This window comes from Clostridium sp. 1001283B150225_161107_B6 (genome assembly GCF_015556325.1).
Taxonomy (GTDB): domain Bacteria; phylum Bacillota; class Clostridia; order Lachnospirales; family Lachnospiraceae; genus Enterocloster.
The window spans coordinates 173,553-198,739 of sequence record NZ_JADNMD010000011.1 but is presented as its reverse complement, the minus strand read 5'-3'; the positions used below and the strand labels follow the sequence as shown (position 1 = coordinate 198,739).

Annotated in this window: 25 protein-coding genes; 7 read left to right on the top strand and 18 right to left on the bottom strand. The window is 52.0% G+C overall.

What is annotated here, in order from left to right; all coding sequences use genetic code 11:
* Nucleotides 1-82 precede the first annotated feature (82 nt).
* Together I2H39_RS21990 and I2H39_RS21985 are read right to left on the bottom strand one after the other, a co-directional pair.
* Nucleotides 83-3,019: an SMC family ATPase gene (locus I2H39_RS21990; RefSeq protein WP_195627529.1), complete on the bottom strand. Its 2,937-nt coding sequence runs from the start codon at nt 3,017-3,019 to the stop codon at nt 83-85.
* A complete protein-coding gene (locus I2H39_RS21985) occupies nt 3,016-4,158 on the bottom strand; it encodes an exonuclease SbcCD subunit D C-terminal domain-containing protein (protein WP_138309238.1) in 1,143 nt (380 codons plus the stop codon). Before I2H39_RS21985 ends, I2H39_RS21990 begins: the two co-directional genes overlap by 4 nt.
* Nucleotides 4,159-4,445: 287 nt before the next feature.
* Between I2H39_RS21985 and I2H39_RS21980 the strand changes: the two genes are divergently transcribed.
* On the top strand, nt 4,446-4,679 hold the full coding sequence (locus I2H39_RS21980; RefSeq protein ID WP_138309237.1) for a hypothetical protein: 234 nt from the start codon (nt 4,446-4,448) through the stop codon (nt 4,677-4,679).
* A gap of 130 nt (nt 4,680-4,809) precedes the next feature.
* Here I2H39_RS21980 and I2H39_RS21975 read toward each other — a convergent pair whose 3' ends face one another.
* The 11 genes from I2H39_RS21975 to I2H39_RS21925 form a co-directional block, all read right to left on the bottom strand.
* Nucleotides 4,810-5,403 (bottom strand): hypothetical protein, encoded by a 594-nt coding sequence (locus I2H39_RS21975; RefSeq protein WP_195627528.1) that lies wholly within the window; start codon nt 5,401-5,403, stop codon nt 4,810-4,812.
* A gap of 309 nt (nt 5,404-5,712) precedes the next feature.
* Complete coding sequence (locus tag I2H39_RS21970; protein WP_138309235.1) at nt 5,713-6,180, bottom strand: HAD family hydrolase; 468 nt, start codon at nt 6,178-6,180, stop codon at nt 5,713-5,715.
* Nucleotides 6,181-6,211: 31 nt separating this feature from the next.
* On the bottom strand, nt 6,212-6,961 hold the full coding sequence (locus I2H39_RS21965; protein WP_138309234.1) for a phosphate ABC transporter ATP-binding protein: 750 nt from the start codon (nt 6,959-6,961) through the stop codon (nt 6,212-6,214).
* Nucleotides 6,946-7,788: a phosphate ABC transporter permease PstA gene (gene pstA, locus I2H39_RS21960; protein WP_138309233.1), complete on the bottom strand. Its 843-nt coding sequence runs from the start codon at nt 7,786-7,788 to the stop codon at nt 6,946-6,948. Before pstA ends, I2H39_RS21965 begins: the two co-directional genes overlap by 16 nt.
* 13 nt (nt 7,789-7,801) lie before the next feature.
* Nucleotides 7,802-8,671 (bottom strand): phosphate ABC transporter permease subunit PstC, encoded by an 870-nt coding sequence (pstC, locus tag I2H39_RS21955; RefSeq protein WP_138309232.1) that lies wholly within the window; start codon nt 8,669-8,671, stop codon nt 7,802-7,804.
* Nucleotides 8,672-8,724: 53 nt separating this feature from the next.
* Nucleotides 8,725-9,744, bottom strand: a complete 1,020-nt coding sequence (locus tag I2H39_RS21950; protein ID WP_195627527.1) for a phosphate ABC transporter substrate-binding protein — start codon at nt 9,742-9,744, stop codon at nt 8,725-8,727.
* 175 nt (nt 9,745-9,919) lie between these two features.
* Nucleotides 9,920-10,630, bottom strand: a complete 711-nt coding sequence (locus I2H39_RS21945) for a PHP domain-containing protein (protein ID WP_138309230.1) — start codon at nt 10,628-10,630, stop codon at nt 9,920-9,922.
* Nucleotides 10,627-10,959, bottom strand: coding sequence for a hypothetical protein (locus tag I2H39_RS21940; RefSeq protein ID WP_138309229.1), 333 nt, complete (start codon nt 10,957-10,959; stop codon nt 10,627-10,629). The genes I2H39_RS21945 and I2H39_RS21940 overlap by 4 nt, the downstream gene beginning before the upstream one ends.
* A 90-nt stretch (nt 10,960-11,049) precedes the next feature.
* Entirely contained in the window at nt 11,050-12,444 is a 1,395-nt protein-coding gene (locus tag I2H39_RS21935) for a [Fe-Fe] hydrogenase large subunit C-terminal domain-containing protein (protein WP_138309228.1), read from the bottom strand.
* Nucleotides 12,445-12,479: 35 nt separating this feature from the next.
* The gene (locus I2H39_RS21930; protein WP_138309227.1) at nt 12,480-12,902 is read right to left on the bottom strand and encodes an ATP-binding protein; all 423 of its coding nucleotides are present in this window, start codon (nt 12,900-12,902) and stop codon (nt 12,480-12,482) included.
* 81 nt (nt 12,903-12,983) lie between these two features.
* Nucleotides 12,984-13,331: a DRTGG domain-containing protein gene (locus I2H39_RS21925; protein ID WP_138309226.1), complete on the bottom strand. Its 348-nt coding sequence runs from the start codon at nt 13,329-13,331 to the stop codon at nt 12,984-12,986.
* Between the two features lie 214 nt (nt 13,332-13,545).
* Here I2H39_RS21925 and I2H39_RS21920 point away from each other — a divergent pair, with 214 nt between their 5' ends.
* The 6 genes from I2H39_RS21920 to I2H39_RS21895 all read left to right on the top strand — a co-directional run bounded on the left by I2H39_RS21920 (nt 13,546) and on the right by I2H39_RS21895 (nt 20,729).
* Nucleotides 13,546-14,040, top strand: a complete 495-nt coding sequence (locus tag I2H39_RS21920) for an NAD(P)H-dependent oxidoreductase subunit E (RefSeq protein WP_138309225.1) — start codon at nt 13,546-13,548, stop codon at nt 14,038-14,040.
* 4 nt (nt 14,041-14,044) lie between these two features.
* A complete protein-coding gene (locus I2H39_RS21915; protein ID WP_002575933.1) occupies nt 14,045-14,602 on the top strand; it encodes an ATP-binding protein in 558 nt (185 codons plus the stop codon).
* A gap of 181 nt (nt 14,603-14,783) precedes the next feature.
* Complete coding sequence (locus I2H39_RS21910; RefSeq protein ID WP_002568573.1) at nt 14,784-15,161, top strand: (2Fe-2S) ferredoxin domain-containing protein; 378 nt, start codon at nt 14,784-14,786, stop codon at nt 15,159-15,161.
* A gap of 14 nt (nt 15,162-15,175) precedes the next feature.
* Nucleotides 15,176-16,966: an NADH-quinone oxidoreductase subunit NuoF gene (gene nuoF / locus I2H39_RS21905; RefSeq protein WP_138309224.1), complete on the top strand. Its 1,791-nt coding sequence runs from the start codon at nt 15,176-15,178 to the stop codon at nt 16,964-16,966.
* 18 nt (nt 16,967-16,984) lie between these two features.
* Nucleotides 16,985-18,730 (top strand): NADH-dependent [FeFe] hydrogenase, group A6, encoded by a 1,746-nt coding sequence (locus I2H39_RS21900; RefSeq protein ID WP_138309223.1) that lies wholly within the window; start codon nt 16,985-16,987, stop codon nt 18,728-18,730.
* 136 nt (nt 18,731-18,866) lie between these two features.
* On the top strand, nt 18,867-20,729 hold the full coding sequence (locus I2H39_RS21895) for a PTS sugar transporter subunit IIA (RefSeq protein WP_138309222.1): 1,863 nt from the start codon (nt 18,867-18,869) through the stop codon (nt 20,727-20,729).
* Nucleotides 20,730-20,830: 101 nt separating this feature from the next.
* Here the strand turns inward: I2H39_RS21895 and I2H39_RS21890 are convergent, their stop codons facing one another.
* The 5 genes from I2H39_RS21890 to I2H39_RS21870 form a co-directional block, all read right to left on the bottom strand.
* Entirely contained in the window at nt 20,831-21,667 is an 837-nt protein-coding gene (locus tag I2H39_RS21890) for a histidine phosphatase family protein (protein WP_227147041.1), read from the bottom strand.
* A 50-nt stretch (nt 21,668-21,717) separates the two neighbouring features.
* Complete coding sequence (locus I2H39_RS21885) at nt 21,718-22,026, bottom strand: PTS lactose/cellobiose transporter subunit IIA (RefSeq protein WP_138309221.1); 309 nt, start codon at nt 22,024-22,026, stop codon at nt 21,718-21,720.
* Nucleotides 22,026-22,328 (bottom strand): PTS sugar transporter subunit IIB, encoded by a 303-nt coding sequence (locus I2H39_RS21880; RefSeq protein ID WP_138309220.1) that lies wholly within the window; start codon nt 22,326-22,328, stop codon nt 22,026-22,028. The genes I2H39_RS21885 and I2H39_RS21880 overlap by 1 nt, the downstream gene beginning before the upstream one ends.
* 90 nt (nt 22,329-22,418) lie before the next feature.
* Complete coding sequence (locus I2H39_RS21875) at nt 22,419-23,702, bottom strand: PTS transporter subunit EIIC (RefSeq protein WP_243129980.1); 1,284 nt, start codon at nt 23,700-23,702, stop codon at nt 22,419-22,421.
* A gap of 29 nt (nt 23,703-23,731) precedes the next feature.
* Nucleotides 23,732-25,120 carry a glycoside hydrolase family 1 protein gene (locus I2H39_RS21870; RefSeq protein WP_195627526.1) on the bottom strand — a complete coding sequence of 463 codons (1,389 nt, stop codon included), beginning with the start codon at nt 25,118-25,120 and terminating at the stop codon, nt 23,732-23,734.
* Nucleotides 25,121-25,187 lie beyond the last annotated feature (67 nt).

Genomic DNA, 25,187 nt, shown 5'->3' with positions numbered 1-25,187 from the left:
TACCCCTGTCCTTATTGGTTTTTTATCCGCGTCCGTCTGCGTCTATCTGTTTTTTATCCATTTTTTATCCGTACTTTTATCCCTATTCTATTCCGGCAGCAGCTGTTTCAGTCAATGCAGCCGGTTCAATATATGCCCTGCTTCCGCCGGTCTTGTCCTTAACCACAATAATCTGCCGTTCAATCCGTTCCTTCAGCTCCCCCACGTGGGAGATAATACCTACCAGACGCCTTCCCTCCGCCAGGTCCCCCAGGGACTTCATGGCCAGGTTCAGGGTGTCCTCATCCAGGGATCCGAATCCCTCGTCCACAAAAAGGGTATCCAGGCGGATTCCCCCTGCTGCTGACTGTATCTCATCCGACAGGCCCAGTGCCAGGGACAGGGACGCCTGGAAGGATTCCCCGCCCGACAGCGTTTTGACGCTGCGCTCCGTTCCATTGTAGTGGTCGATGACATTTAACCCCAGCCCGTTCTTTCCCCGGTTGTCCTCCTCCGTACACCGCTTCAGCTCGTACTGTCCTCCGCTCATAACCATAAACCGGGTGTTTGCCCTGGCAATGATACGTTCAAAATATGCCATCTGCGCGTAGGTCTCCAGGGTGATTTTCTCCTTGCCCCCCACTTCTCCTGCCGCTGTATCAGAAAGCGCCTTGACCCATGTCCACTCCTTTTGTATTTCTTCCATGGACGCCTTCTGTTCTGCAATGCGTTCCCTGGCCATCCGGTTGGTTTCCAGCCTGTGGTGGAGCCTGCTCATTTCCTGTTCCAGGCACGTCAGCCTTTCCCTTGCCTCTGACTGGCGCTGCCGGTTTTCCTGCATCCGGGCTTCCAGTCGGTCCATGGCTGTCCGGAAATCCAAGCCGTCCGCCTTTTCCGCCTCCGCTGTCTGTCCCCGCAGCGCCTCCATCCGGGCCTGTGCGTCCGACACCCTGCGGCTTACACGGTTGAAGGATTCCTCCGCCTCCTTAAACGCCCGTTCCAGTGCGGACAGAAGAGCCTTCTTCTCCGCCAGCTCTGCCTGAGCAGCCTTCCTGTCCTCATAGGGCAGGGCGGATTCCGTCTCCTTAAGGCGGCTTACCAGCTCCCTCTCCTTTGCCTGGTTCTCCGCCAGCATTCTCTGGACCTGGTGTTTCCTTTCCGAGGCAGCTTCCAGGGACTGGCGGCCTGAAGCCCTTCTGCCCTCAATGGCCTCCTTATATTCCTTTTTCTTCTTCAGCTCCTGAATTTTATCCTTCTGGGCAGCAGCCTGGCGCTCCAGCTGGTCCTTCAGCCGCCCCATCATCTGTTCCCACTGCTCCAGAAAAACCCTTCGCCCCCGGCGAACATCCCCTGTCTCCAGGGCCAATGCCTCTGCCCGGGTTTCCGCCTGGCGAATCCTCTGCTGCCAATCCTCCTTCCAGGCAGCTACCTCAACATCAATCTGCTGCTTCATCCTTTCATAGCGGGCATCCAGACTTCCTGCCAGCCTGCCAGCCTCCAGGCTGAGCCCGGCAGCTGCCTGGTCCTTTTCCACTGCAATGGCCTTAAGCCGGTCTACCTTGTCCTTGGACGCCTCTGTTCCGTCCTCCAGATACCGGGCAGGCGACGGGTGGGAGACGGAGCCGCATACAGGACAGGGCTCGCCCTGTATGAGCCGTGAAGCCAGGATTCCCGCCTGATTATCCAGGAACCTTTGATACATGTCCCGGTAGGCATCATCCGCCTTCCGGCGCTCCTCATCCGCTGCCCTGTAACGCTCCCTGGCTGCCTCAAGCTTTTCTCTCTCCTGCCCGTATTCCTCCAGTTCTCCTGCCAGCAGCCCAATGCGCGCACCGTATTCCTGCAGCCTCTCTCCTGCTGTCAGGGCTGCCTGATACGCTTCTCCTGCCTGGCGAAGGGTTTCCAGGGTCTTCTCGTCGCTGTCAATCCGCTCCTTCCACTGCCTTTCCTCCAGGGCTGCCTGTTCCAGCCTGCTGACAAGCTTCCCTGATTCCATCCTGCATGCCTTCAGGCTCTCCTGCAATGCATCATAACGGTCATAGGCTTTCAGATTTTCTTCCATCCTGGTAACAGAGCCAATAAGCCCGTCCCTGTCAGCCTGGCATTCTTTCTCCAGCTCATACCGGACCTTTGCCTGTTCCAGAACCGGAGTATTTTCCCTGAGGATATCCGCGGCCGCAGCCATATCCCGGCAGACCGCCGCATCACCCTTAAGCTTTCCCAGGTCCATTCCCAGGGCAGCCATCTCATCCCGGACAAGGGCCAGTCCCTTGTCTTCCTCCTGCTGCCGCGCTTCATCTGCCGCAATCAGCTGGTCCAGCACCTCCAAAAGGGCTTCCAGGCTCCCCTGGGGCACCTCATTCCACCGAAGCTTAAGTTCCTCATCCTGTCCATCCGCAATCACTCCCCCGGCATACTGTTCCATGCTCTTCCTGCTGTCCGCGTACCGGCCATACAGGCTCCTGGCCCGGTCCTTTAACTTTTCCTGGAACAGCTGATAGGGCCTGGTCTTAAATATTTCCCGGAAAATGACGCCCCTGTCCTCGGTCCGTCCTGACAGAAGCCTGGAAAAACTGCCCTGGGCCAGCATGGCAATCTGGGAAAACTGCTCCCGGTTAAGGCCCAGCAGCCCTTCCACCTCCACAGTTACCGCCTTATCACCTGTAACCATCCGGCCGTCCGGCATATAAAGCTGTGCGTCAGGCTTCTCCCTTGTCTCCCCTTCGCCCCTTTGCTTTGCCCTCATGTATTCCGGGTTGCGCCTCACCCTGTATTCCTTTTCATTGTAGAAAAAAGCCATCTCCACATAGGTCCTGGCATCCGGCCTGGCATATTTGCTCCGCAGCATCCTGGGCTTGCGGCTGTCCCCGCTGGCATTGCCGTAAAGGGCAAATGCAATGGCGTCAAACAGGGTAGTCTTTCCAGCGCCCGTGTCCCCTGTAATAAGATAAAGGCCCCGGTCCCCCAGTGAAGCCATGTCCAGGGTGACTTCACCTGCATATGGTCCAAATGCGGATATTATCAACTCTGTCGGCCTCATTTGCTCCCCTCCCATATCTCTTCCATCAGTTTCCCGGCAAAGTCAGCCTGCTGCTCTGTCATGGGCTGGTTGTTTTGAAGCCGGTACAGCTCCTCCAGCAGCACAAGGGGCGGCTTGTCCGCTTTGGCAGCAGCCTCCACCACCTGCCCCTGCCTGGTACGCTTATTATCGTAATCCAGCTTCATCACATTGGGATAAATGGAGCGCAGCTTTCCTATGGCATCCAGTATATCCTCCTCGTCCGTAAGGGTTATGCGCAGGTAATCGTCCACAGCCGTGCCCTGATAAAAATCACGGCTGGTCAGTTCCTCATAGCTTCCCTTCAGCTCCCGCATATCATGGAGGGGCTTAAGAGGCCGGGTGTCCACCGTCACATTCCCCTTCTCCAGCAGCTCCACCACGGTCACGGATTTCCTGTGGTTCACCTCTGAAAATGAATATTTGAGGGGTGTCCCGCAATAGCGCAGGGTATCTCTTCCCACCTTCTGCGGCCCATGGATGTGTCCCATGGCAACATAATCAAAATAATCGAACAAATCAGCGCTCACCTGGTCCAGGCCGCCGATGGACAGCTCCTCTGAGTCGCAGCAGGACGCACCAGTGACAAACTGGTGGGCAATCAGGATATTGCGGTCATTTTCCCCTTCCCTGTTCTCTGTCATATGACCCACCGCGCAGCGGACCCCCTGGTCAAAGGTTTCAATCTCTTCCTCCGGGTAGCATTTCCTTACAGCGGCAGGCTTTACAAAGGGCAGCATATACACCCACAGGCTTCCGTATTGGTCCTCCATGCGGACCGGCTCCACATGGCCGTCATACACAGGCGCCATATAGACTTTCCTGTCCTTCATGAGCTGCCCTCCGAAGGCCAGACGCTCCGGGCTGTCATGGTTGCCGCTGATGACGAACACAGGCAGGCTCCGGTCCGCCAATCCGGTCAGGAAAGCATCAAAGACCTGCACGGCCTCAGCCGGAGGCACCGGTTTATCATATACATCCCCGGCTATGAGCACTCCGTCAGGCTTTTCCTCCTCTGCAATGGCAAGTATCCGGTCCAATATATATTTCTGGTCCTCCAGCATGGAAAAGCCATTGACCCGTTTTCCGATGTGAAGGTCTGATAAATGAATGAACTTCATATTTCTTCCTCTTTCAGGTGCATCTTTGTAACTGTTCAGCAGGTCTGCGCACTTGCTGCGCTGACCGTACGAAAATCCAGGCTTGCAGGCAAAAATCCCATGGGCGAACAGATACGCATCTTTTACCATAATACCAGAGCCAGACATCCTTTACAAGACCATCCGGCCGGCAGATACCTTTTAAGCGGATTCCCCAATAGGGATTCACTGAGAAATATCAGACTGGACTGCCGCCTTTAAAATGTGGTAAACTAGTAACTGCGTTACATGTATCAGGAGGTAAACATATGAATCCAATGAATCTTCTTCAATTAAAACCAGCCTGGAACCAATTCAAGGCCAATCACCCCAAGATGCTTTCATTTGTAAAAGCCGCATCCAGGGATGGGGTCATGGATGAAGGAACCCTGATTGAAATCACCGTCACTTCCAGCGCTGGCCAGACCATTGCTTCCAACATCCGGGTCAAACAATCCGACCTGGAATTCCTGGGAGCGCTTAAGGATGCCCTGGAAGATTAGATGCAAAGGGCGCCGCCCTGCCTTGCGGCAGGAGGACGCCCTGTTAATTCATCTCATATTTTGTTCTGTTTCACTTTGCTTCATTCTGCTTGGCTTCATTTTGCCATGCTTCATTCTGCCTTGTGTCATTTTAATTCAGATTAATGCCGGTAATGGCTGCCTGTCCGTCCACATTGTTGAAAATAATGCTGTTTTCCCCGCCCATGATGACTCCGGCGCCAAACTGTTCCAGCGTGTCCGTATCCGTGTCCGCGATTTCCTTTAACAGGCTCTCTGTAAAAATCCTGTCTGCATCCATCTTCATAAAGGCTGCCTCGTCAGCAATCTCCTCACCCTGTCCTTCTCCAAGGGAGACATAGACCGGATAAGCGCACAGACCTGCCAATGCTTCCATATCCTTATCCGCCACCGCCTTCTGCACCTTCTCCGCAAACGGCTTAATCTCGCTTTGCTCCAGTTCCGCCCCTGCATGGGACACATCCTCGGCCTCCTCCAGCAGCGCGGCCTCCTGGGAGCCGGAATCAGCTGCAAGGGAATCCTTGGGGGCTTCAGCGTCTGAGGCAGCGCCTGCATCCTCTGTCCCCGGTTCCGCCGTTTCCCCGGCCGTATCCGCGCCGGTGACAACCTCCGCCGCTGCAGTGGTCTTGGTGTCCTTGCCGCCGCAGGCTGTGATGGCTGCCGCCGCCATGATGGCTGTTCCTAAAACTGCTAATCTTCTTTTCATAATTGCATCTCCTCATCTATTTGATTTTTCGGTATGGTTTTCTTTATGTATAAGCTGGATTTCCAGGGTCCGGTATGTGCATGCATCCCCGGGAAACAAGCATTTCCCCACCGCGTCCGGTGATACACTCTAACATAAAGAGCCTGGCTCCTTTTGTCAAGGCAGCCAGGCCAACATTAATGGTTCCGTAATGAAACTTAAAAAACTGTTTCTATCCTTTTCCTAAAATTTCATAATTTACCATGCAACTTTTTGGATTTCTTTCAGTTTAACCCAATCTTCCGCTGATTATATGTTTCCCGGAATGTCTCAGCTTCTCAGGGTTGCCCGCAGCCGGTCCGGTTTCAGCAGAAGGTCCAGACCGTCCTGAATGGAGTTCACCAGCACAGATGCATGGCCCAACAGGGCGGCGCACATCCCCTCCTGTTCCAGCACCGCTATGGACAGCTGGGCCGCGTCAAACATCTGTATATCGTTGAAGCCATTTCCAAGGCAGGCCACGCCGCCCTCCAGTCCTTTTACGATTTCTTCCTTGCAGCCGGCAGCCCCCTCCCTTGGAAAGGTTCTTACCGTCACGCCCAGCGGTTCACACTGGCGCGTCACCGTGCCGTAGGTATCGGCGGTGAGAACATACACGCATACCTGCTCCTTGAGCCGGTTGATACGTTCTCCCACTCCCTCCAGCAGCATGCCGTCCGCTGCCACTGTCCCGTTATAATCCAGAACCACATGGTCAATTCTCAAGGGCTCCCGCCCAGGTATCTCTATTACAATCACAGTCTGACTCCTCCCTGTATCCCATATCCATCTATCCGTAAATTCCCGCCAGAAATGCCCTTGTCTCCTCTTCCTTCGGACACCCGAACAAATCTTCCGATTTCCCCCACTCCACCAGACGGCCTCCGAAGAGGAAGGCTGCATAATCTGATATCCTGCGGGCCTGGGCAATGTTATGGGTGACAATGACAATGGTGTACTGTTTCTTAAGCTCTGTCAGCATTTCCTCAATCACGGCAGAAGACTTAACATCCAGGGCAGAACATGGTTCGTCCAGCAGCAGCACTTCCGGGTCCACGGTCAGGGCTCTGGCAATACAAAGCCTTTGCTGCTGTCCTCCTGAGAGCTTAAGGGCATTCCTGCCCAAATCGTCCCTGACCTCATCATAAAGTCCGGCCATCTCAAGTTTTTCCTTCACCAGGGCCTCCAGGGACGCCTTATCCCGGATGCCGTAATATCTGGGCGCATACGCCATGTTCTTATAGATGGAAAACGGAAAAGGGGCCGGTGTCTGGAATACCAGACCCACCCTGCGGCGCAGCATATCCTTCTGCATGGATTTTATCTCCTGGCCGTCCAGTAAAATTCTTCCCGATACAGACACGCCCTTTTCCTCCGCCAGCAATCCGTTCATACACCGCAAAAGAGTGGTTTTCCCGCACCCCGACGGGCCGATGATGGCTGTAATCTGGTTGGACGGTATGTCTAAGGACAAATCAGAGAGCACCTCCCTGCCGTCATAGGATGCGCTGACATTGTGAAGCGTCATGATATGTTCCATTTTTTCTGGCTCCTCCTTGCGTAAATGGTTGCCAACAGGTTGCTGATTAAAATCAGAGCCATCATGACAAAGGCTGTCCCGTAAGCTGCATCCATGGAAGTGGCTCCCTGGGCCACCAGCAGGTAGAGATGCATGGGCAGGGCCATGGCCGGGGCAGTAAGCCGGGCCGGCAGGCTGGAATAGGCCACTGCTCCCGTGAAAATAAGGGGGGCAGTGGCTCCCATGGCATAGCACCCTCCCAGTATTACGCCTGACACGATTTCCCCTTTGCAGGCCGGCAGCACAATCTTCCATATGGTATAAAACCGGGAACAGCCCAGGGCATAGGAGGACTGTACCAGCTGTTTTGGCAGCTCCCGGAATGTTTTCTCCGCCCTGACCTCTATAAAGGGAAGAATCATCACGGCAAGAGCCACGCCCGAGGACAGGATGCAGCGCCCCCAGGCCAGGTCCCGCACCAGGAAGCTGTAAGCAAACAGGCCCAGGACAATGGAAGGGATTCCTGAAATGCACTGGATAACCATGCGGATGAATCCCGCCGTCCTGCGTCCCCTGCAGTAAAATACCATGAAAAGCGCTGTGGCAACAGCCGGAATGCTTCCCAGGACAATGGCGGCCGCCGTAAAACACAGGCTTCCCACAATGGCTGGCCAGATACCGCCTTCCTCTCCCAGGACAGCTCCCCTGGGGGACTGGGACAGAAATTCCCAGCTGATGGTGCCTGCTCCCCGGTAAAAAACATATCCGAACAGGAACAATATGACGCCTGCCACTAAAATCATACTGGAATACGCCCAGAATTTTGTAATTGATGCCCGCAGATGCATGGCTCTCCCTCCTTTAAACCTGCTCCAGCTTGCTGCGCAGCAGGGTAATGCCGGAATTAATGAGGAACAATAAGAGCATCAATACCAGCCCGGCCGCGTACAGCGCATGGTAATGGGTGCTTCCCGCCACAGCTGTTCCCATCTCCAGCGCAATCACTGCCGCAATGCTCTCGCTCTTGCCAAGAAGGGAGGGAAACAGGTTTGCATTTCCAATGACCATCATCACTGCCATGGTCTCCCCCATGGCCCGGCCAATGGCCAGTATCATGGACAGCAGTATGTTCTTCCATGACCCGGGCAGAACAATGGTGGCCACCATATGCCACCTGGAGATGCCCAGGGCATCTGCGGCGGGCTGATACCGTTCCCTCACCTTTAACATAGTCTCACTGCAGGAGGATATCAGAAACGGAAGCAGCATAACGGCCAGAAGGATTCCGGCTGCAAGGACACAGGACCCGGTGTGGACTCCCGCCTTGATGAAGAACTTAACCAGAAGGGTCAGGCCCATAAAACCGTATATCACCGATGGGATACCGGCTAAAAGGTCTACAAAGGGATAGAGAATCCCGCGCATCCGTTCCGTTGCAACGCAGGAAAGATAAATGGCGGCTCCCAGTCCCACCGTCACTGCCAGGACCATTGCCACCAGGGATACATAAAGCGTAGCCGCTATGAAATTAAAAATGCCGAAGGACGGCTCCCCTGTATAGGCGATGGGCATCCATCTCTGGCCTAACAGGAAATCAGGCACTGCCACTTCATCAAATGTGGGCAGTGCCTCCTTGACAATAAAGTATATGACAAAGGCCAGGACCATCACGGTCAGGGCGGTCAGGGCCTTTATCAGAACTGAGAATACTGCATTCAGCTGTTTGTTCATTATTTTAACTCCATTTCAAGGGAGTATTTCCCTGACGTTTTCCCTGATGCCGGTTAAGCCTCAGGGGTGAATGCAGGTATGTATCCGTTGGCTTCCACCACGTCATATCCTGTCTGTGAGAAGATGTAGTCAATGAATGCCTGCTCAGACGGGGTAACCTCTGCTCCGGTAACAAACATAACCGGTCTCTGGATGGTGTATGCGCCGCTTATGATATTCTCGGCCGTTGCCTCCACTCCGTCCACCTTCATGGCAGTCAGTACCTGTCCCTCTGCATTGGCCTTATTGTAAGCGCCGAATCCTGCATATCCGATTCCCCATTTGTCACCGGCAATATTGGTAGCCAGCTCTGTCATGGATGCAGACTGGGTTGCGGATGCAGTCACCTCACTGTCGCCCATAACGCTCTTCTGGAACACCTCATAAGCGCCACCGGATAAATCGCGGATATAGACATTGATTGTTTCTGGGGGCAGCGAGGAATCCACCTGGTCCCAGGCAGCAATCTCACCTGCAAAAATCTGGCGGATGGTATCAGCGGGCATATCGTCCATGATGGCGCAGATTGGGTTCTCCGTATTGACAGACACGGTAAGGGCATCCTTTGCCACCACGAATTCCTGGTAATGCTGTCCCAATGCTTCAATCTCAGAATCCTTGATATCCCTGGCCAGCATACCGAAATCAGCTGTGCCGTCAATGGCAGCGCTCACACCTACGCCGGAACCGCCCGGTGCAACGTAAACAGAGATATTGGAATCCGGGAAGGATGAATCCACTGCATCCCAGGTCACATACTTCTCAGTAAAGGACGATGCCAGGGATGACAGAATCGGATACAGGGAAGTGGAGCCGCAGAACAGAATGGATGACTGGAACTGCGGGGAGGCTGCCTCGGTTACTTCTACCGTTTCAGCCCCGGTTGTCTCTTCCCCTTTGTCCGCGGACGTTGTTTCAGATGCAGCTTCGGTGGCAGCTTGGGTTGTTTCAGTTGTGGATGAATTTGAGCCGCAGGCAGTCAGTAGACTGAGCGCCATGGCTGCGGATGTAACTACTGCTAAAAACTTTTTCATTTTATTCCTCCCATTGTCATATATTCCATAAATGGACATTTTTTGCAAATCAAGAATAGCACATATGACAAAAGGGCTCAAATTCAATTTTTCTATATGTTTTATGTACTCATTGCTTTTTTCTATAATATTGCCGCTGCAGGCAAGCAGACGGTTCAATCCTATTCTGATAATCCTACAGCAAAGCCCTTACCACTGCCTCTGCGGACCGTTCCTCCACCTGTATGGTAAGGCTGGGTTCATTGATATGCTCCAGATAATGGGCATCCGAATTGCTGATAATCCGGCACTGCTCCAGATACGGATTATCCCGCTTCAGCTGATGGAGCTTCTTCAGGTCCTTGACCTCCGCTGTCTTAAAACAGCTGTCCGGAGGTATAAAGCCCAGGTTTGCAATCAGGCTGTTGGCTGACTTATCCACATGGGCCGGAAACATGACGCCGTCATAGGAGCGGACCAGGTTCCACAGGCTGTCAAAGGATATTTCCGTTGCATTAATCAGCAGGCTGGGCTCTGTGCCGCACACCTGGTCCTGGGTATTGTAAATCTGCTGTTTTCCGAATATTTCTTCCCTGTTCGGAAATTTAATCAGCTTATCATAGACATAGGCGTCAAAATCAAGTGCCTTCTCCAGGGTAGGGAAAAGGCACACTGCATGGACTTCCTCGGACGTATTAATTTCCATGCCAGGCACTGCCAGCACGCCGTACTCCGCAGCGGCGGCCATAAAGGCCGGACAGTTGCGGCATGTATTATGGTCTGTAAGGGCCGCCACATCCAATCCTTTTAATGCCGCCATGCCTGCAATATTGGCAGGCGTCATGTCATCATCCCCGCAGGGCGACAGGCAGGAATGGATGTGCAGGTCATAAGCCAGGTTCATCATGACAGCATACCATGAATCTCAAGGGCCGCCTCAAAGATGGGCATATCCGTGGACAGCACTGTTATCTCCTGGTCAATGGCCTTTTTCCTGGCAGCGTCGTCCAGAACCGCACCTTCTGCCAGAATGACACAGGCCGTATCGGTCAGGGCCGCCACTGCCAGGGTGTTCATGTTGGCCATAACCGTCACCCATGCACATCCTGCCGGGGCGCGGCCCATGGCAATGCTCAGCAGGTCGCAGCAAAACGGGACCGTAATCTGCCGGTCCAGGCTGTCCCCCAGGTTCACCACGCCGAATATCTGTTTGTCAATCAATTCCTGAACTGTCATAAAAACCTCCTTTGCTCCCAGAGCATTTTCCCATTTAGGGTAATTTCCCATAAAGCACAATCATTTCCGAAACTCCGGATGACGGCGCTTTCACTCTTCATCCTCGTCCTTCTTATCAAGCACGGACATCTCGTCCGAGATTCTCTGTATGTATTCCTTCAGGATGCGCAGTGTCTCCTGGCCTCCCCTGTCGCCGTTATGCAAATCGTCCGCCAGCACAGCCACCTCCTCAGACAGCTTGTGGAGGTTTTCCCTGAGGTAGTAAACGCAGTCCGTCTCATTGGCATCCCCCCTGACAATATCCTCTGCCAGGGCCTTGCAGGTAGGAGCGCCGCAGGAACCGCAGTCCAGTCCGGGAAACTTCTTCATGAGGCGCTCCACCTGGTTCAGCCTGGAAAAGCTCTCCATCATATTGTTGCCAAGGCGGAAAACCGGTTCGTACTGGACGCCGGTGGTCCATTTGATTACATTTTCCTCGCTCTCATGCATATGGCTCCTGGCCACAGGCATGTATTTGCGGAGGCGTTTCAGCTTGACCTCTGCAACATATGGATTCTCCACTGTCAGGACGCCGCCCACGCATCCCCCGTTGCAGGCGTTCAGCTCCACAAACCGCAGATTGGTGAATTTCTGGTCCTCCATGTCCTCCAGCACGCGAATCACATTTTCAATGCCGTCCGCCGCCAGGTAATTCTCCGTAAATAGACCGCTGGCCTCTCCGCCGCTGTGTCCCCAGCTGATTCCAATCTTACCCGATGTGCCGATGACAGGATAATCCTCGCCCACAACGGTTTTCATACAGGCCAGCAGCTTGGGATATACATCCTTGATGGCCAGCACCTGGTCGATTTCGCTCTTTTCAGTTCCCAGGGGTGACTTTACATAGGTCACCTTGGAGGGGCAGGGGGAAATGAACATAATGCCAATCTGCTCCCTTGGCAGTCCCGTATCCTCCATGGCCTTTCTGACAGCCAGAACAGCCGCCACCTCCACCGGAGGATTGATAGGAAGGAGATGGGGAATCAGATTGGGAAAACGCACCCGAATCAGACGCACCACAGAAGGACATGCCGTGCTGATTAAGGGCAGCTGTCCCTCATGCTCCGATATATACTGCCTGGTAGCCTCGCTGACCAGCTCGGCGGCAGCGCTGACCTCAAACACATCGTCAAAGCCCATGCGCAGCAATGCGTTGAGCACAATGTTTACATCATCCAGGTTGTTGAACTGGCTGTACAGGGACGGGGCCGGAAGGGCCACCGTGTATTTATATTTCTTCATCACATCCAGCTTATCATAGGTCGCAAGCTTTGCATGATGGGGACAAACCCGGATACACTCCCCGCAGTCAATGCAGAATTTGTTATTGATACTGGCCTTGCCGCCCCGTACCCGGATGGCCTCCGTGGGACACCGCTTGATACAGTTGATGCAGCCCTTGCACAGTGATTCGTCCAGCCTTACAGAATGATAAAATTTATCCATTTTACCACCTCATTCTCTTATTCTTGCGAAGCATACTACAGGTTCACTACCATGGTAATGGTGGTCCCCTCTCCGATTCTGGTGTCAATATCCATGGAATCAGAATACTTCTTCATATTCGGCAGGCCCATACCTGCCCCGAAACCCAGGGAACGGATTTCATCCGGCGCAGTGGAATAGCCTGCCTGCATGGCCAGCTTTACATCCGGTATGCCGGGACCCACGTCAGCCAGTATCATCCTGATTTTTTCCGTTGTAATCTCCACAGTAATGACGCCCCCTTTGGCGTGGATTACCATGTTGATTTCTCCTTCGTACATGGCTATGGCCACCTTGCGGATGGCATCGGGACTTACACCCATCTGTTTCAATTTTCGTTTCACATCGCTGCTGGCTTCACCTGCCCTTGTGAAGTCGTCTGCCGATATGTCATATGTTAATACAATTGCTTCCTCCATAATTGGTTCCCTTCATTATTATATGTATTCTCTCCCAGTGCCTTCCGGGACATCCTGCGGCATTCCCGGATGCCGGGAGCATCAGACAGCCCCGCCGTGCAGCCCTGCCTGGTACAGCATACCGCAGGCAGAAAACATGCGGTGGCCCGTGGCCATGACTACAAGCCCCCTGTCCCTGGCCATTTCCAACATGGATTCATCGGGTTTCTTTCCCCTTACAAAAATGATACAGACAATGTCCAGCATCTCCGCTGTCCGGATAACCTGCGGATTGCACAGACCTGTCAGAAGTACAGAGTGGTCTTTGGAAAATGCCAGTACATCGCTCATCATATCCGAACCGCAGGCCGACTTTACCTCCCGATTCAGGAATTCTTCCCCTGCCAGAACCCTGGCCCCTAATACATCTTTTACATCCCTAACCGTCATACCCTTGTCTCTCCTTGCTATCATTACTTGTCAATTGTACATATTTCCGTACATTATAGCATACCATCCATTTTGTCTGTTTTCAATATAATTCCGTTTTTTTACATGTTTTTTATCGTTAGAATTTTCACATTAATGGTAGATTTTTTTTTCTATACGTGATAAAATATTGATACATTGCACAATGTACAACTAGTGAGGAGGTAATAAAAAGATGGCTTGCAAAAAACAAACTGTTCCCTTTATGGGGACGCCTGAGCAGGAAGCAGCGCTGAAATCAGTGATTGCCGAGCTGGGTGACCAGCCAGGCGCACTGATGCCGGTTATGCAGAAGGCCCAGGAAATTTATGGTTATCTTCCTATCGAAGTGCAGACCATGATATCTGACGAAATGGGTATTCCGCTGGAAAAAGTCTACGGAGTATCCACATTTTATGCCCAGTTCGCATTACAGCCAAAGGGTAAGTATAAGATATCTGTCTGTCTCGGTACCGCATGTTACGTTAAAGGCTCCGGTGAAATCTTCAGGAAACTGGAAGAATTGCTGGGCATCACCAATGGTGAGTGCACAGCAGATGGCAAATTCTCCCTGGACTCCTGCCGATGCGTTGGCGCCTGCGGACTTGCGCCCGTCATGATGATTAACGGCGAGGTATACGGAAGGCTTACTGTTGATGACATACCAGGCATTTTAGCCAAGTACAACTAAGCCTATGATGACAGAGATTTCCCTGAATGTATTAGATGTATCGGAGAATTCCACGCGGGCAGGCGCCTCGCTGGTGACCATCCTGGTAACCGCTGATACAAGCGCTGACAAGCTGACCATTGTCATAGCCGACAACGGATGCGGGATGACGCCGGAACAGGCAGCCCATGTGACGGACCCTTTCTTTACCACCAGAACCACCCGAAAGGTAGGGCTTGGGATTCCATTTTTCAAATATGCCGCGGAAAGCACTGGCGGCAGCTTCCATATTGAATCGGAACCAGGTAAGGGAACCACCGTGACAGCAGTCTTTGGACTGTCCCATATTGACAGGATGCCTTTGGGCGACATGAACGCCACCATACACAATTTAATCGTATATCATCCTGACACGGATTTTCTTTATACCTATACATACAACGATGCATCATTCACCCTGGACACCCGGGAGATGAGGGAGATTCTTGGCGGAATCCCGCTTAATACCCCTGAAGTGTCTGCTTACATAATGGAATATCTGAAAGAGAATCAACAGGAAACTGACGGAGGTGCCCTGATTTAAAGGGGTATCGACGAACATGACATGTATCGCACGTAAGTGACCAAAGTACGGTCACTAAGTGCTCATAACGAGCCACTCCACTAGGTTCGTGAAACACCTCACCAAGTGGAGATGACATGTATCGCACATAAGTGACCAAAGTACGGTCACTAAGTGCTCATAACGAGGAGGATAATCGCATATGAAAACTCTTGCTGAATTACAGGCAATCAGAGAAAAGATGCAGAGCCAGGTAAACATGCGTGCCGAAGACCATGACCATATCCGTGTGGTTGTAGGTATGGCTACCTGCGGTATCGCTGCCGGCGCCAGGCCGGTTCTGAATACGCTTGCAGACGAAGTCCAGAAAAGAGGACTTACCAATAAAATTTCCGTTACCCAGACAGGCTGTATCGGCTTATGCCAGTACGAACCCATTGTGGAAGTCATGGAGCCTGGAAAGGATAAGATTACTTATGTGAAAATGAATGCCGACAAAGCCCTGGAAGTGGTTGAGCGCCACTTGGTTGGCGGCCATCCTGTGGAGAAATACACCATGGGCGCTGCAGGTCTTAAATAAAGGAGGAAAGTACGATGTATCGTTCACACGTATTAGTCTGCGGTGGTACCGGATGTACTTCTTCCGGAAGCCCGAAGATTATGGAAGCTTTAAAATATGAAATCAAACATCAGGGACTGGAGGAGGAAGTGGCTGTTGTAGAGACAGGCTGCCACGGACTCTGCGCCTTAGGTCCTATCATGATTGTATACCCGGATGCCACCTTCTACTCCATGGTGCAGGTAAACGACATTCCTGAGATTGTTTCCGAGCACCTGTTAAAGGGCCGTGTGGTGACACGTCTTCTGTACCAGGAGACCGTAAGCCCTACCGGCGGCATCAAGGCGCTGATTGACACTGACTTTTATAAAAAACAGCACCGCATCGCCCTGCGCAACTGCGGTGTCATCAATCCTGAAAACATTGAGGAATACATAGGTACAGGCGGATACCAGGCACTGGGCAAGGTGCTCACGGAGATGACTCCGGATGATGTCATCCAGACATTGCTGGATGCCGGACTCAGGGGCCGCGGCGGCGCCGGTTTCCCAACCGGTCTTAAGTGGAAGCTCTGTAAGCAGAATGACGCCGACCAGAAATATGTATGCTGTAATGCGGACGAGGGCGACCCCGGCGCATTCATGGACCGTTCCGTGCTGGAAGGCGACCCCCATGCTCTTCTGGAGGCCATGGCCATTGCCGGTTATGCAATCGGCTCCAACCAGGGTTTTATTTATGTCCGTGCTGAGTATCCCATTGCTGTGGAACGCCTGAAAATCGCAATCCAGCAGGCCCGTGAGATGGAACTCTTAGGCAAGAACATTTTCGGAACCGGATTTGACTTTGACATCGACCTGCGTCTGGGCGCCGGCGCATTTGTCTGCGGCGAGGAAACTGCTCTTATGACCTCCATCGAGGGCAAGCGCGGCGAGCCAAGACCCAGACCTCCGTTCCCTGCACAGAAGGGTCTGTTCGGCAAGCCAAGTATCTTAAATAACGTTGAGACTTATGCAAACATTCCTCAGATTATTCTGAATGGTCCTGAGTGGTTTGCTTCCATGGGTACTGAGAAATCCAAAGGAACCAAGGTATTTGCACTGGGCGGCAAGATTAACAACACCGGCCTTGTGGAGGTTCCCATGGGCACTACCCTGCGCACTGTCATTGAAGAAATCGGCGGCGGCATTCCAAACGGCAAGAAGTTTAAGGCGGCACAGACCGGCGGACCTTCCGGCGGATGTATCCCTGCCGAGCACTTTGATATCCCCATTGACTACGACAACCTGATTTCCATTGGTTCCATGATGGGTTCCGGCGGTCTGATTGTAATGGACGAAGATGACTGTATGGTGGACATCGCCAAATTCTTCCTGGAATTTACTGTGGAGGAATCCTGCGGCAAATGTACTGCATGCCGTATCGGCACCAAACGTATGGTGGAAATCCTGACCAAGATTACAAAAGGCCAGGCTGTAATGGAAGACCTGGATAAGCTGGAGGAGCTCTGTCACTATGTAAAGGCCAACTCACTGTGCGGCCTGGGCCAGACAGCTCCCAACCCAGTACTCTCCACCCTTCATTTCTTCCGCGACGAGTACGAAGCACACATCAAGGAAAAGCGCTGTCCAGCGGGCGTATGCAAGGCGCTTCTCTCCTTTAACATTGACCGTGACAAGTGCCGCGGATGTACGCTGTGTGCCCGCAACTGTCCTGCCGGAGCAATCGTGGGCTCTGTAAAGAATCCCCATGTCATTGACCAGAACAAGTGTATCAAGTGCGGCGCTTGTATGGAAAAATGTAAATTCGGCGCTATCTACAAGAAATAATGAGGGAGGGAATATACGATGGAGACAATTAATCTTAAAATCAACGGCATTGCAGTCACCGCTCCCAAGGGTTCCACAATCCTGGAGGCAGCCAGACTGGCACATATCGAGATTCCTACTCTGTGTTTCTTAAAGGAAATCAATGAAATCGGTGCCTGCCGTATCTGTATAGTAGAATTAAAGAATGGAAAACTGGTAACTTCCTGTGTCTATCCTGCTGAGGAAGGCATGGAAGTATTTACCAATACACCTAAAGTACTGGATTCCAGGAAGAAGACATTACAGCTCCTGTTATCCAACCACAACCGTTCCTGTCTGTCCTGTGTCCGCAGCGGACACTGCGAGCTTCAGGAGCTGGCCCATGAGCTGGGCGTTGACGACGAGGGTTACTATGACGGAGAGATTACCCCGTCTGAGATTGACACCTCTGCCGCCCATATGATTCGGGACAACAGCAAATGTATCCTGTGCCGCCGCTGTGTGGCTGTCTGCGAAAACATACAGGGCATCGGCGTTATCGGCGCCAACAACCGCGGATTTGCCACTTCCATCGGCTCTGCCTTTGAGATGGGCCTGGGAGAGACCTCCTGCGTATCCTGCGGTCAGTGTATCGCCGTATGTCCAACCGGCGCCTTGACTGAGAAGGATTACACCGCAGATGTATTTGCAGCCATAGCAGACCCCAAAAAGCATGTGATTGTCCAGACTGCCCCTGCTGTACGCGCAGGACTTGGCGAGGAATTCGGACTGCCTATCGGCACGGATGTGGAAGGCAAGATGGCTGCAGCCCTGCGCCGTCTGGGCTTTGACAAGGTATTTGATACCAATTTCTCCGCAGACCTTACCATCATGGAGGAAGCGCATGAGTTTATTGACCGTGTACAAAACGGAGGCGTACTGCCGCTCATCACTTCCTGTTCACCTGGATGGGTAAAATACTGCGAGCACTATTTCCCGGACATGACAGAGAACCTGTCTTCCTGTAAATCTCCTCAGCAGATGTTTGGCGCCATTGCCAAGTCCTACTATGCCGAGAAGGCAGGAATTGACCCGAAGGACATTGTAAGCGTAAGCGTAATGCCATGTACTGCCAAGAAGTTTGAGATTGGCCGCGAGGACGAGGATGCCAACGGAATGCCGGATGTGGACATATCCATCACCACCAGGGAGCTGGCCCGCATGATTAAGAAGGCCGGCATCAGGTTCTTAGACCTGCCGGATGAGGAGTTTGACGCACCTCTGGGCCTTGGAACCGGCGCAGCCGTTATCTTCGGCGCAACAGGCGGAGTTATGGAAGCCGCCCTCAGAACTGCCGTGGAAACCCTGACAGGCGAAGAGCTGCCCAAGCCGGACTTCACAGAAGTCCGCGGCACAAAGGGAATCAAGGAAGCCACCTACAATGTAGCCGGCATGGAAGTAAAGATTGCAGTAGCTTCAGGCCTGGGCAATGCCAGAGAACTGCTGAATAAGGTTAAATCCGGTGAAGCCAGCTATCACTTCATCGAAATCATGGGATGCCCCGGCGGCTGTGTAAACGGCGGCGGACAGCCCCAGCAGCCAGGACATGTGCGCAACACAACGGACATCCGCAGTCTGAGGGCAAAGGTGCTCTACGATATCGATTTAGGCAACCCAATCCGTAAGTCCCATGAGAATCCTGCCATCAAGGAACTCTACGCCACTTACCTGGGCGAGCCAGGAAGTGAGAAAGCACATCACCTGCTCCACACCACTTATGTAAAGAGGAGCATTAACCAGCACTAATCACCACACCATAATCACGTAAATTCCGTAAAGACAGATTTTCAATGGTTTTTGCAAGCAATGTACATATATGCAAAACAGCGGACCGCAGGCTTGCCCCTGCATCCGCTGTTTTGCTACATTCCAGGAGGATACCATGACTGCACGTCAGAAACGGATTTGGGATTTACTGGCAGAACATGATTGCCTGACATCCCAGCAGATTGCCGCCCTTCTGCATATCAGCGACAGGACCGTAAGAAGCGATATCAAGGAAATCAACGGGTCCCAGGCGCAGGAGGTTATCTGCTCAAAAAAAGGACAGGGCTACTTCATAGACGCCGGACATCGGGAAAAGCGGGTCCGAACTTCAGAAAACGGACTTCCGGAAGACGACCTGGAATGGGTTATCATCCGGCAGGTTTTGTTCTGCCGGGAAACACCTTATCTGGAACTGGCGGATGAGCTGTTCATCAGCGATGCCCTGCTCACTAAAATGGTGGCCCAGCTGAACCGGAACATGACCAGACGCCACGGCCAGCCGGCCATCATCAAACAGAACGGAGTCCTCTCCCTGTCCGCCTCAGAGGAACAAAAACGTTCCTACTACACCCTCTATATCATGAACCGGAATGTTAACCATTATTTTGATATGGAACAATTCCAGCCTTTTTTTGACATTGTAGATTTAAAGGAGCTGAAGGAACTGATGTTCCGGGAACTGGACCTTCTCCGGCGGCACCTCTATGACACCACCATTGTACGCCTGCTCATCGGCACTGCTGTCATGGCCGAGCGGGCTGTATGCGGCTTTTTTATGCCAGAAATGTCACCTGACAATGAACCCGATGAAGATGCCTTAAGCACGGGCAGGCATTTTTTAGAAGAACTGGGTTCACGGCTTTTTATCACCTTCCCACCCTCGGAACACAGGTACTTCTCCAGACTCTTTCAAAATGATTTCTATCACGTAAACGAAAAACCGGACAGCCAGGCCCAAACTCTCCTGGAAAAGATACTGATTGAAATCAACGTGGAATATGGTTTTGATTTTACCATTGATAAGGAATTCTGTCATGAAATGACCGAGCAGCTCCACGGCGCCCTGGAACGGAGGCGGCACAGACAGTACGTCATCAATCCGGTGCTTGCTACTATTAAATCCAAATATCCGCTGGAATACGACATTGCCATTTTTTTCGCTGACCGGTTCAACAATCTCTCAGGCACATCCCTGAGCGAAGACGAAATCAGCCTTTTCGCCATACACTTCATACGGGCCATGGAGACAAATCTCGGAAAGACAGAGCAAAAGGTGGCGCTGGTTAATCCCTACGGAAAACAAATCAAAGAGCTTATAGTCAAGCGCCTGGAGGACATGGGCGAGTGCCGCTTTAAAATAGCCTATACCTGGTCCATCTTTGACTGTCCCCTGGAAATGCCCAAAGACATCCTGGCCGTCCTCACCACGGTCCCCCTCCCCTTCCAGCCCGGGGAGGTGCCGGTAATCCTGTGCCGGAACTTTCTGAACTATCATGAGAAGGAAAAGCTGCTCACTGTTGTCAGGGACAGCGAGGTCAACAGCATCAGGACCTATTTCAGGACCTTATTCAAACCCTCCCTGTTCTTTACCGACATGGAATTCGATTCCCGCCAGGATGCAGTGGCCTTTCTGTGCGAAAGGCTTTATGAGCAGGGATATGTGGGACCGGGGTTCCTGGAAAGCGTTATGCAGCGCGAATCCATTGCACCTACTGCCTTTGAACCCGGCTTTGCCTTTGCCCACGCCATGGAAAACAACGCAAGGCGGACAGCTGTCTGCGTCTGCGTGCTGAAAAACAAGCTCCCCTGGGGCGAGTACAATGTGAAAATCATCTTTCTCTTTGCCCTTGCCCCAACCTGGAACCACACCATTATTCCTGTCTATAATGTAATGATTGATAACCTGTTTAAAACCAATACCATTTACAAGCTGGCAAAGGTCAGGGATTGCCGGCAGTTTATGGATTTATTGATTTAGACTGACCTTTTATAACTGTATAAATGGCAGAAACAGCCTGACCGGGTATGTATCTTCCCCTGTCAGGCTGCCAGCTTCCCTGCAATGTATTTTTAACTGATTTATTCCGTTTCTTCTCCTGCCTCCATATAGCTCACATCCCCGCACGTTTCCAGCGTATACCCGCCATTCTCATAAGTCAGGACCGTTACGCTGCAGTTTGATATATGCTCCCCCTGATACTGCTCAGGCACCAGCAAATCCAGAATGGTTGCAATCTCATCGCCGCTGGATACCGCCAGTGCGTTTCCTCCGCCTGCCTCCTGGGTTGTCTTTACAATTGTATCCATGACCTCAATGGAACGTTTTGAGATATCCTCATAGTTCTCCGCCATATGCAGCGGGTCAATGGCAGCAATTGTATCCACCTTCTCCTTTTTTGACAGATTCAGATAGGTTGACTGGTTCTCATCATAGGAAACCCCGTTGGCTTCGTAAATCGGACGCCACAGCTCCGCATCCGGTTTGCCCTCAAAGCCGCCGTAAAACTCTTCCCTCAGCCCGATGACTTCCTGCAGCTCAGGGATGTCCCCTTGATTCTGGGCCAGAATACGCTTTGCCGTTGCACGCTGTCTGCCCAAATCGCTGGAAAACGCAGTGACAAACGGAATATCCTTCATCCCTCTTCCTGCCGCATCAGCCTGGGATTCCCCTTCCTCCGTGAGAGGCGAATCCACCCAGCCCTGCACCTGTCCTGTGGTGTTCAGAAAGGTCTTTCCGTGCCGGACCAGATAAATTGTGACGGCTTTCTGCTCTGCTGCCAGCGGCTCTGCCTGTTCCCCATCAGCCTGTTTCCGGCAGCCGGACAATGCCGCTATCCCCGTAATCAATACCATACATATACACCATTTTTTTATTCTCATCTGCTTCTCCATCTCTGTATCCCTTCCCTTTATCATGATTCCGGACAGCTCCCGGCTCCACCCGGGAACTTATCACCTTCCCGTTTCTAAGCTCTGCTTTTGTACAGCTCCACAATTTCCTTTGCCAGAGCCAATGTAATCTCCGCCCCCATCATAATATCCTCGCTGTGAATCATGATAAGACTGATTTTATCCAATTCCCCGTTGGCATCCATGGTTATCAGCCTGGTATGTACATGGTGCGCCTCTTTCATTTTCTCCCCGGCGGCAGCCAGATGTTCCCCGGCCTCGTCAAATCTGCTGTTTCTGGCAGCAGCCAGGGCAGCCATGGACTCGCTCCTGGCCTCGCCTGCATTGCTGATAATCTGCAGGCAAATCAGTTCCATATCCTCCATTACGCTTCCCCCAATTCTTTTTTTACCTGATTTAATACCTTCTCCCCATTCATTGTGCCGTATGACACAGGGTCGATGGATGTCACGGGGCATGACACCTGCTTTTTCACGGTCTCCATCTGGAACCGCACCTGGGGGCCCAGGAGAATCAGGTCTGCCTCTGCTCCCACTGCCTCCGCATCGGAAACAGGGGCAGCTGAAATCTCACATGCAAAGTCCTGGGCCTCTGCTGCTGCTTTCATTTTTTTTACAAGAATTCCGGTGGATAAACCGCCATTGCATAATAATACGATTCGTTTCATATATTTATATCCTCCTTTTTTGGATTGGTTTTTGTGGATTCCCCTTTGGAACCATTGTCCTGGATTACTATTTTAAATGGCTGTTTCTATTTAGTTTCCCTCTTCCCCGCTTTCCAGCTTGACCATATTCTTCTCATAAATCTTGTAGAACGGGAAATACACCAGCCCGTCTGCCACAATCAAAACCAGGATAAGCAGCGGCGCTTTCCAGTCCATGGTTGAAAAAAATGCTCCAATAACAGAAGGCATCTGCCAGGACAGCATGGCAAAGCTCTTTCCAATCAGGCCGACCTGCATGGTCAGATACGCGGCAGTGCCGTTAATAACCGAAGTCAGCAGGAATGGTACGAAAAATACAGGATTCAGCATAAGAGGCAGGCCGAAGATTACAGGTTCTGAGATATTGAAAAACGCAGGTACAATTCCCAGCCTTCCAATGGTCTTTAGCTGCTTTGACTTTGAAAAGCACAGCAGCGCTGTCAAGGCCAGCACGGAACCGCATCCTCCAATCACCACAAAATATACCCAGAACGGCGTGGTGAAAATGGACGGAAGGGCCTGCCCGGCTGCATGGGCAGCCGCATTGATGGATAAATTACCGTCACGGATAGGCGCAAGCACGCCTGAAAGGGCGGCGTCATGTATGCCGAAAAACCAGAAAATATGTACCATCAGTGTAATGATAATGGTGAAACCAACACTGTCCGCCGCTGTCAGGGACGGGGAAATGGCATTGTAAATCAGTTTCGGCAGCGTGGTTCCCACTTTATTCATGATTGCAAACAGCGCGATGTAGATTACCATCAGTACCGCCCCCGGCACTATGGAGGCAAATACATCCGAAAGAGATGCAGGCACTGTATCCGGCAGGGAAATCTTACCAAAATCCCGTTTCCTCATGTAACAATACAAATCCGCAGTCAGTATGGATATAAACATGGCCGGAATCAGCCCCTTGCCGTCCATATAAGACAGCTCCGCCATCTTTCCGTCCCATCCAAGGGACACAGGCTCTGCAATCAGCATCAGAAATCCGCAGACTCCCAGGAGAATCGGCAGAAACGACTCTATTTTCCGGCTCTTGCACAGAAAATGGATGATTCCAATGCAGATATAAAGGGACATGGCCCCCAATGTCAGCGCGTTAATCCAGGAGAAAATCATGCTGTTGCTCTCCACAAACCTGGCCCAGGCCAGGGTGATTCCCGTTCCGGCGGCATCTGCAGAAGGAGCAGAGCTCAGTACGGCGGCAATACCTCCTGTAAAAGTAATTGGCAGCAGGGACATAAAGGCGTCCCGGATTGCCCGCAGGTGTATCTCATTCCCCAGCTTGTTGGCAATGGGCATAACATATTTTTCCATTGAAACGCTCATACTCTGTATATTCATATAACACTCCCCCATTATTTTCCTGTAATATGTTTTCCTTCCGTTTCAATTACATCCTTATACCAGTAATAGCTTTTTTTCGGTCTGCGTTCCAGTCCGTTTTCATAATCAATGGCAACCAGTCCATAGCGCTTCTCAGTTCCATTTTTCCAGGAATACAAATCAAAAGGCGACCAGGCATAGTACCCCCGCACATCACAGCCTCCCTCCTTGGCTTTCAGCACCGCTGCAATATGCATGTCCATAAATTCAATCCTGTCATCGTCCTCCACCTGGCTCACAGATATATCCTCGTAGAGTCCGATTCCATTTTCCGTGATATAGATGGGAAGATGGTATTTATTCCATACCCTTCGTATCCCCTCATACAACCCCTCCGGGAAAATCTCCGTATCCCACTCCGTGTAACGGCTGCTCTCCGGCCTTACCTGTTCAAACCAGCCCTTAATGATGGTCTGGGAAGTCCCCTTTGCCTTCTTTCCCTGGTTATTGACTATCAGGGTTGTCTCCCCGCTCTCATAAGGCTTTACCATGACCCTGGCATAGTAGTTCAGTCCAAGATAGTCCACCCTGTTGCGGCGGATGACGGCTAAGTCTTCCGGAGTCATCATGGACAGGTCGCAGGTCTTTTTAAGCTCTCCCAGCAAATCTCCCGGAATTTCTCCCAGGGCCGCTGTATCCAGTATCCAGTTATTGTAGAAATTATCGGCAAATCTCTCGGCTATGGCTGACTCCACCCTTGTGTCCGTGGTATAGACAGGAGAAAAGCTGTGCACAATTCCAATCTGCCCGTCATATCCGCCTGCCCTGAATGCCTCCACAGCCATGGCGGACGCCAGCATCATATAGTAGGAAGCAGTAACTGTCTCCTGAATATCCTGGTGTCCCGGAGGATAGTTGCCGATTAGATAACCGCTGTTGGTATAATACCTTGGCTCATTAAAGGTTGCCCACAGCTTTACCCGGTCCCCAAACCGGTCAAAGCATATCTTTGCATAATGGGTGTATGCCGCACATGTTTCACGGTTCAGCCATCCGCCTTGTTCCTCCAGGTACTGGGGCAGGTCCCAATGGAAAATGGTTACCATGGGTGTGATTCCATATTCCAGACAGGCATCAATCAGCTGATTGTAAAAATCAACGCCCTCCTGGTTCACTTCCCCCTCCCTGTTTCTGATGATTCTGGGCCAGGCCAGTGAAAAACGGTAGCTGTTCTGGCCTCCCTCCTTCATCATGCGGATGTCCTCCCTGAAACGGTGGTAATGGTCGCTGGCCACGTCCCCGTTCTCCAGATGGTTCTCATGCAAATACACATCCCACATGGATTCCACCCTTCCGCCTTCCTGCCAGCCGCCCTCGCATTGGTAGGAGGCAGTTGCTCCTCCCCATAAAAAATCGTTCACGTTCTATCCCTCCTGTCTTTTATGGCCTTATTATAACAAGCCGCGGCCAAAAGATAAAATTTGATTT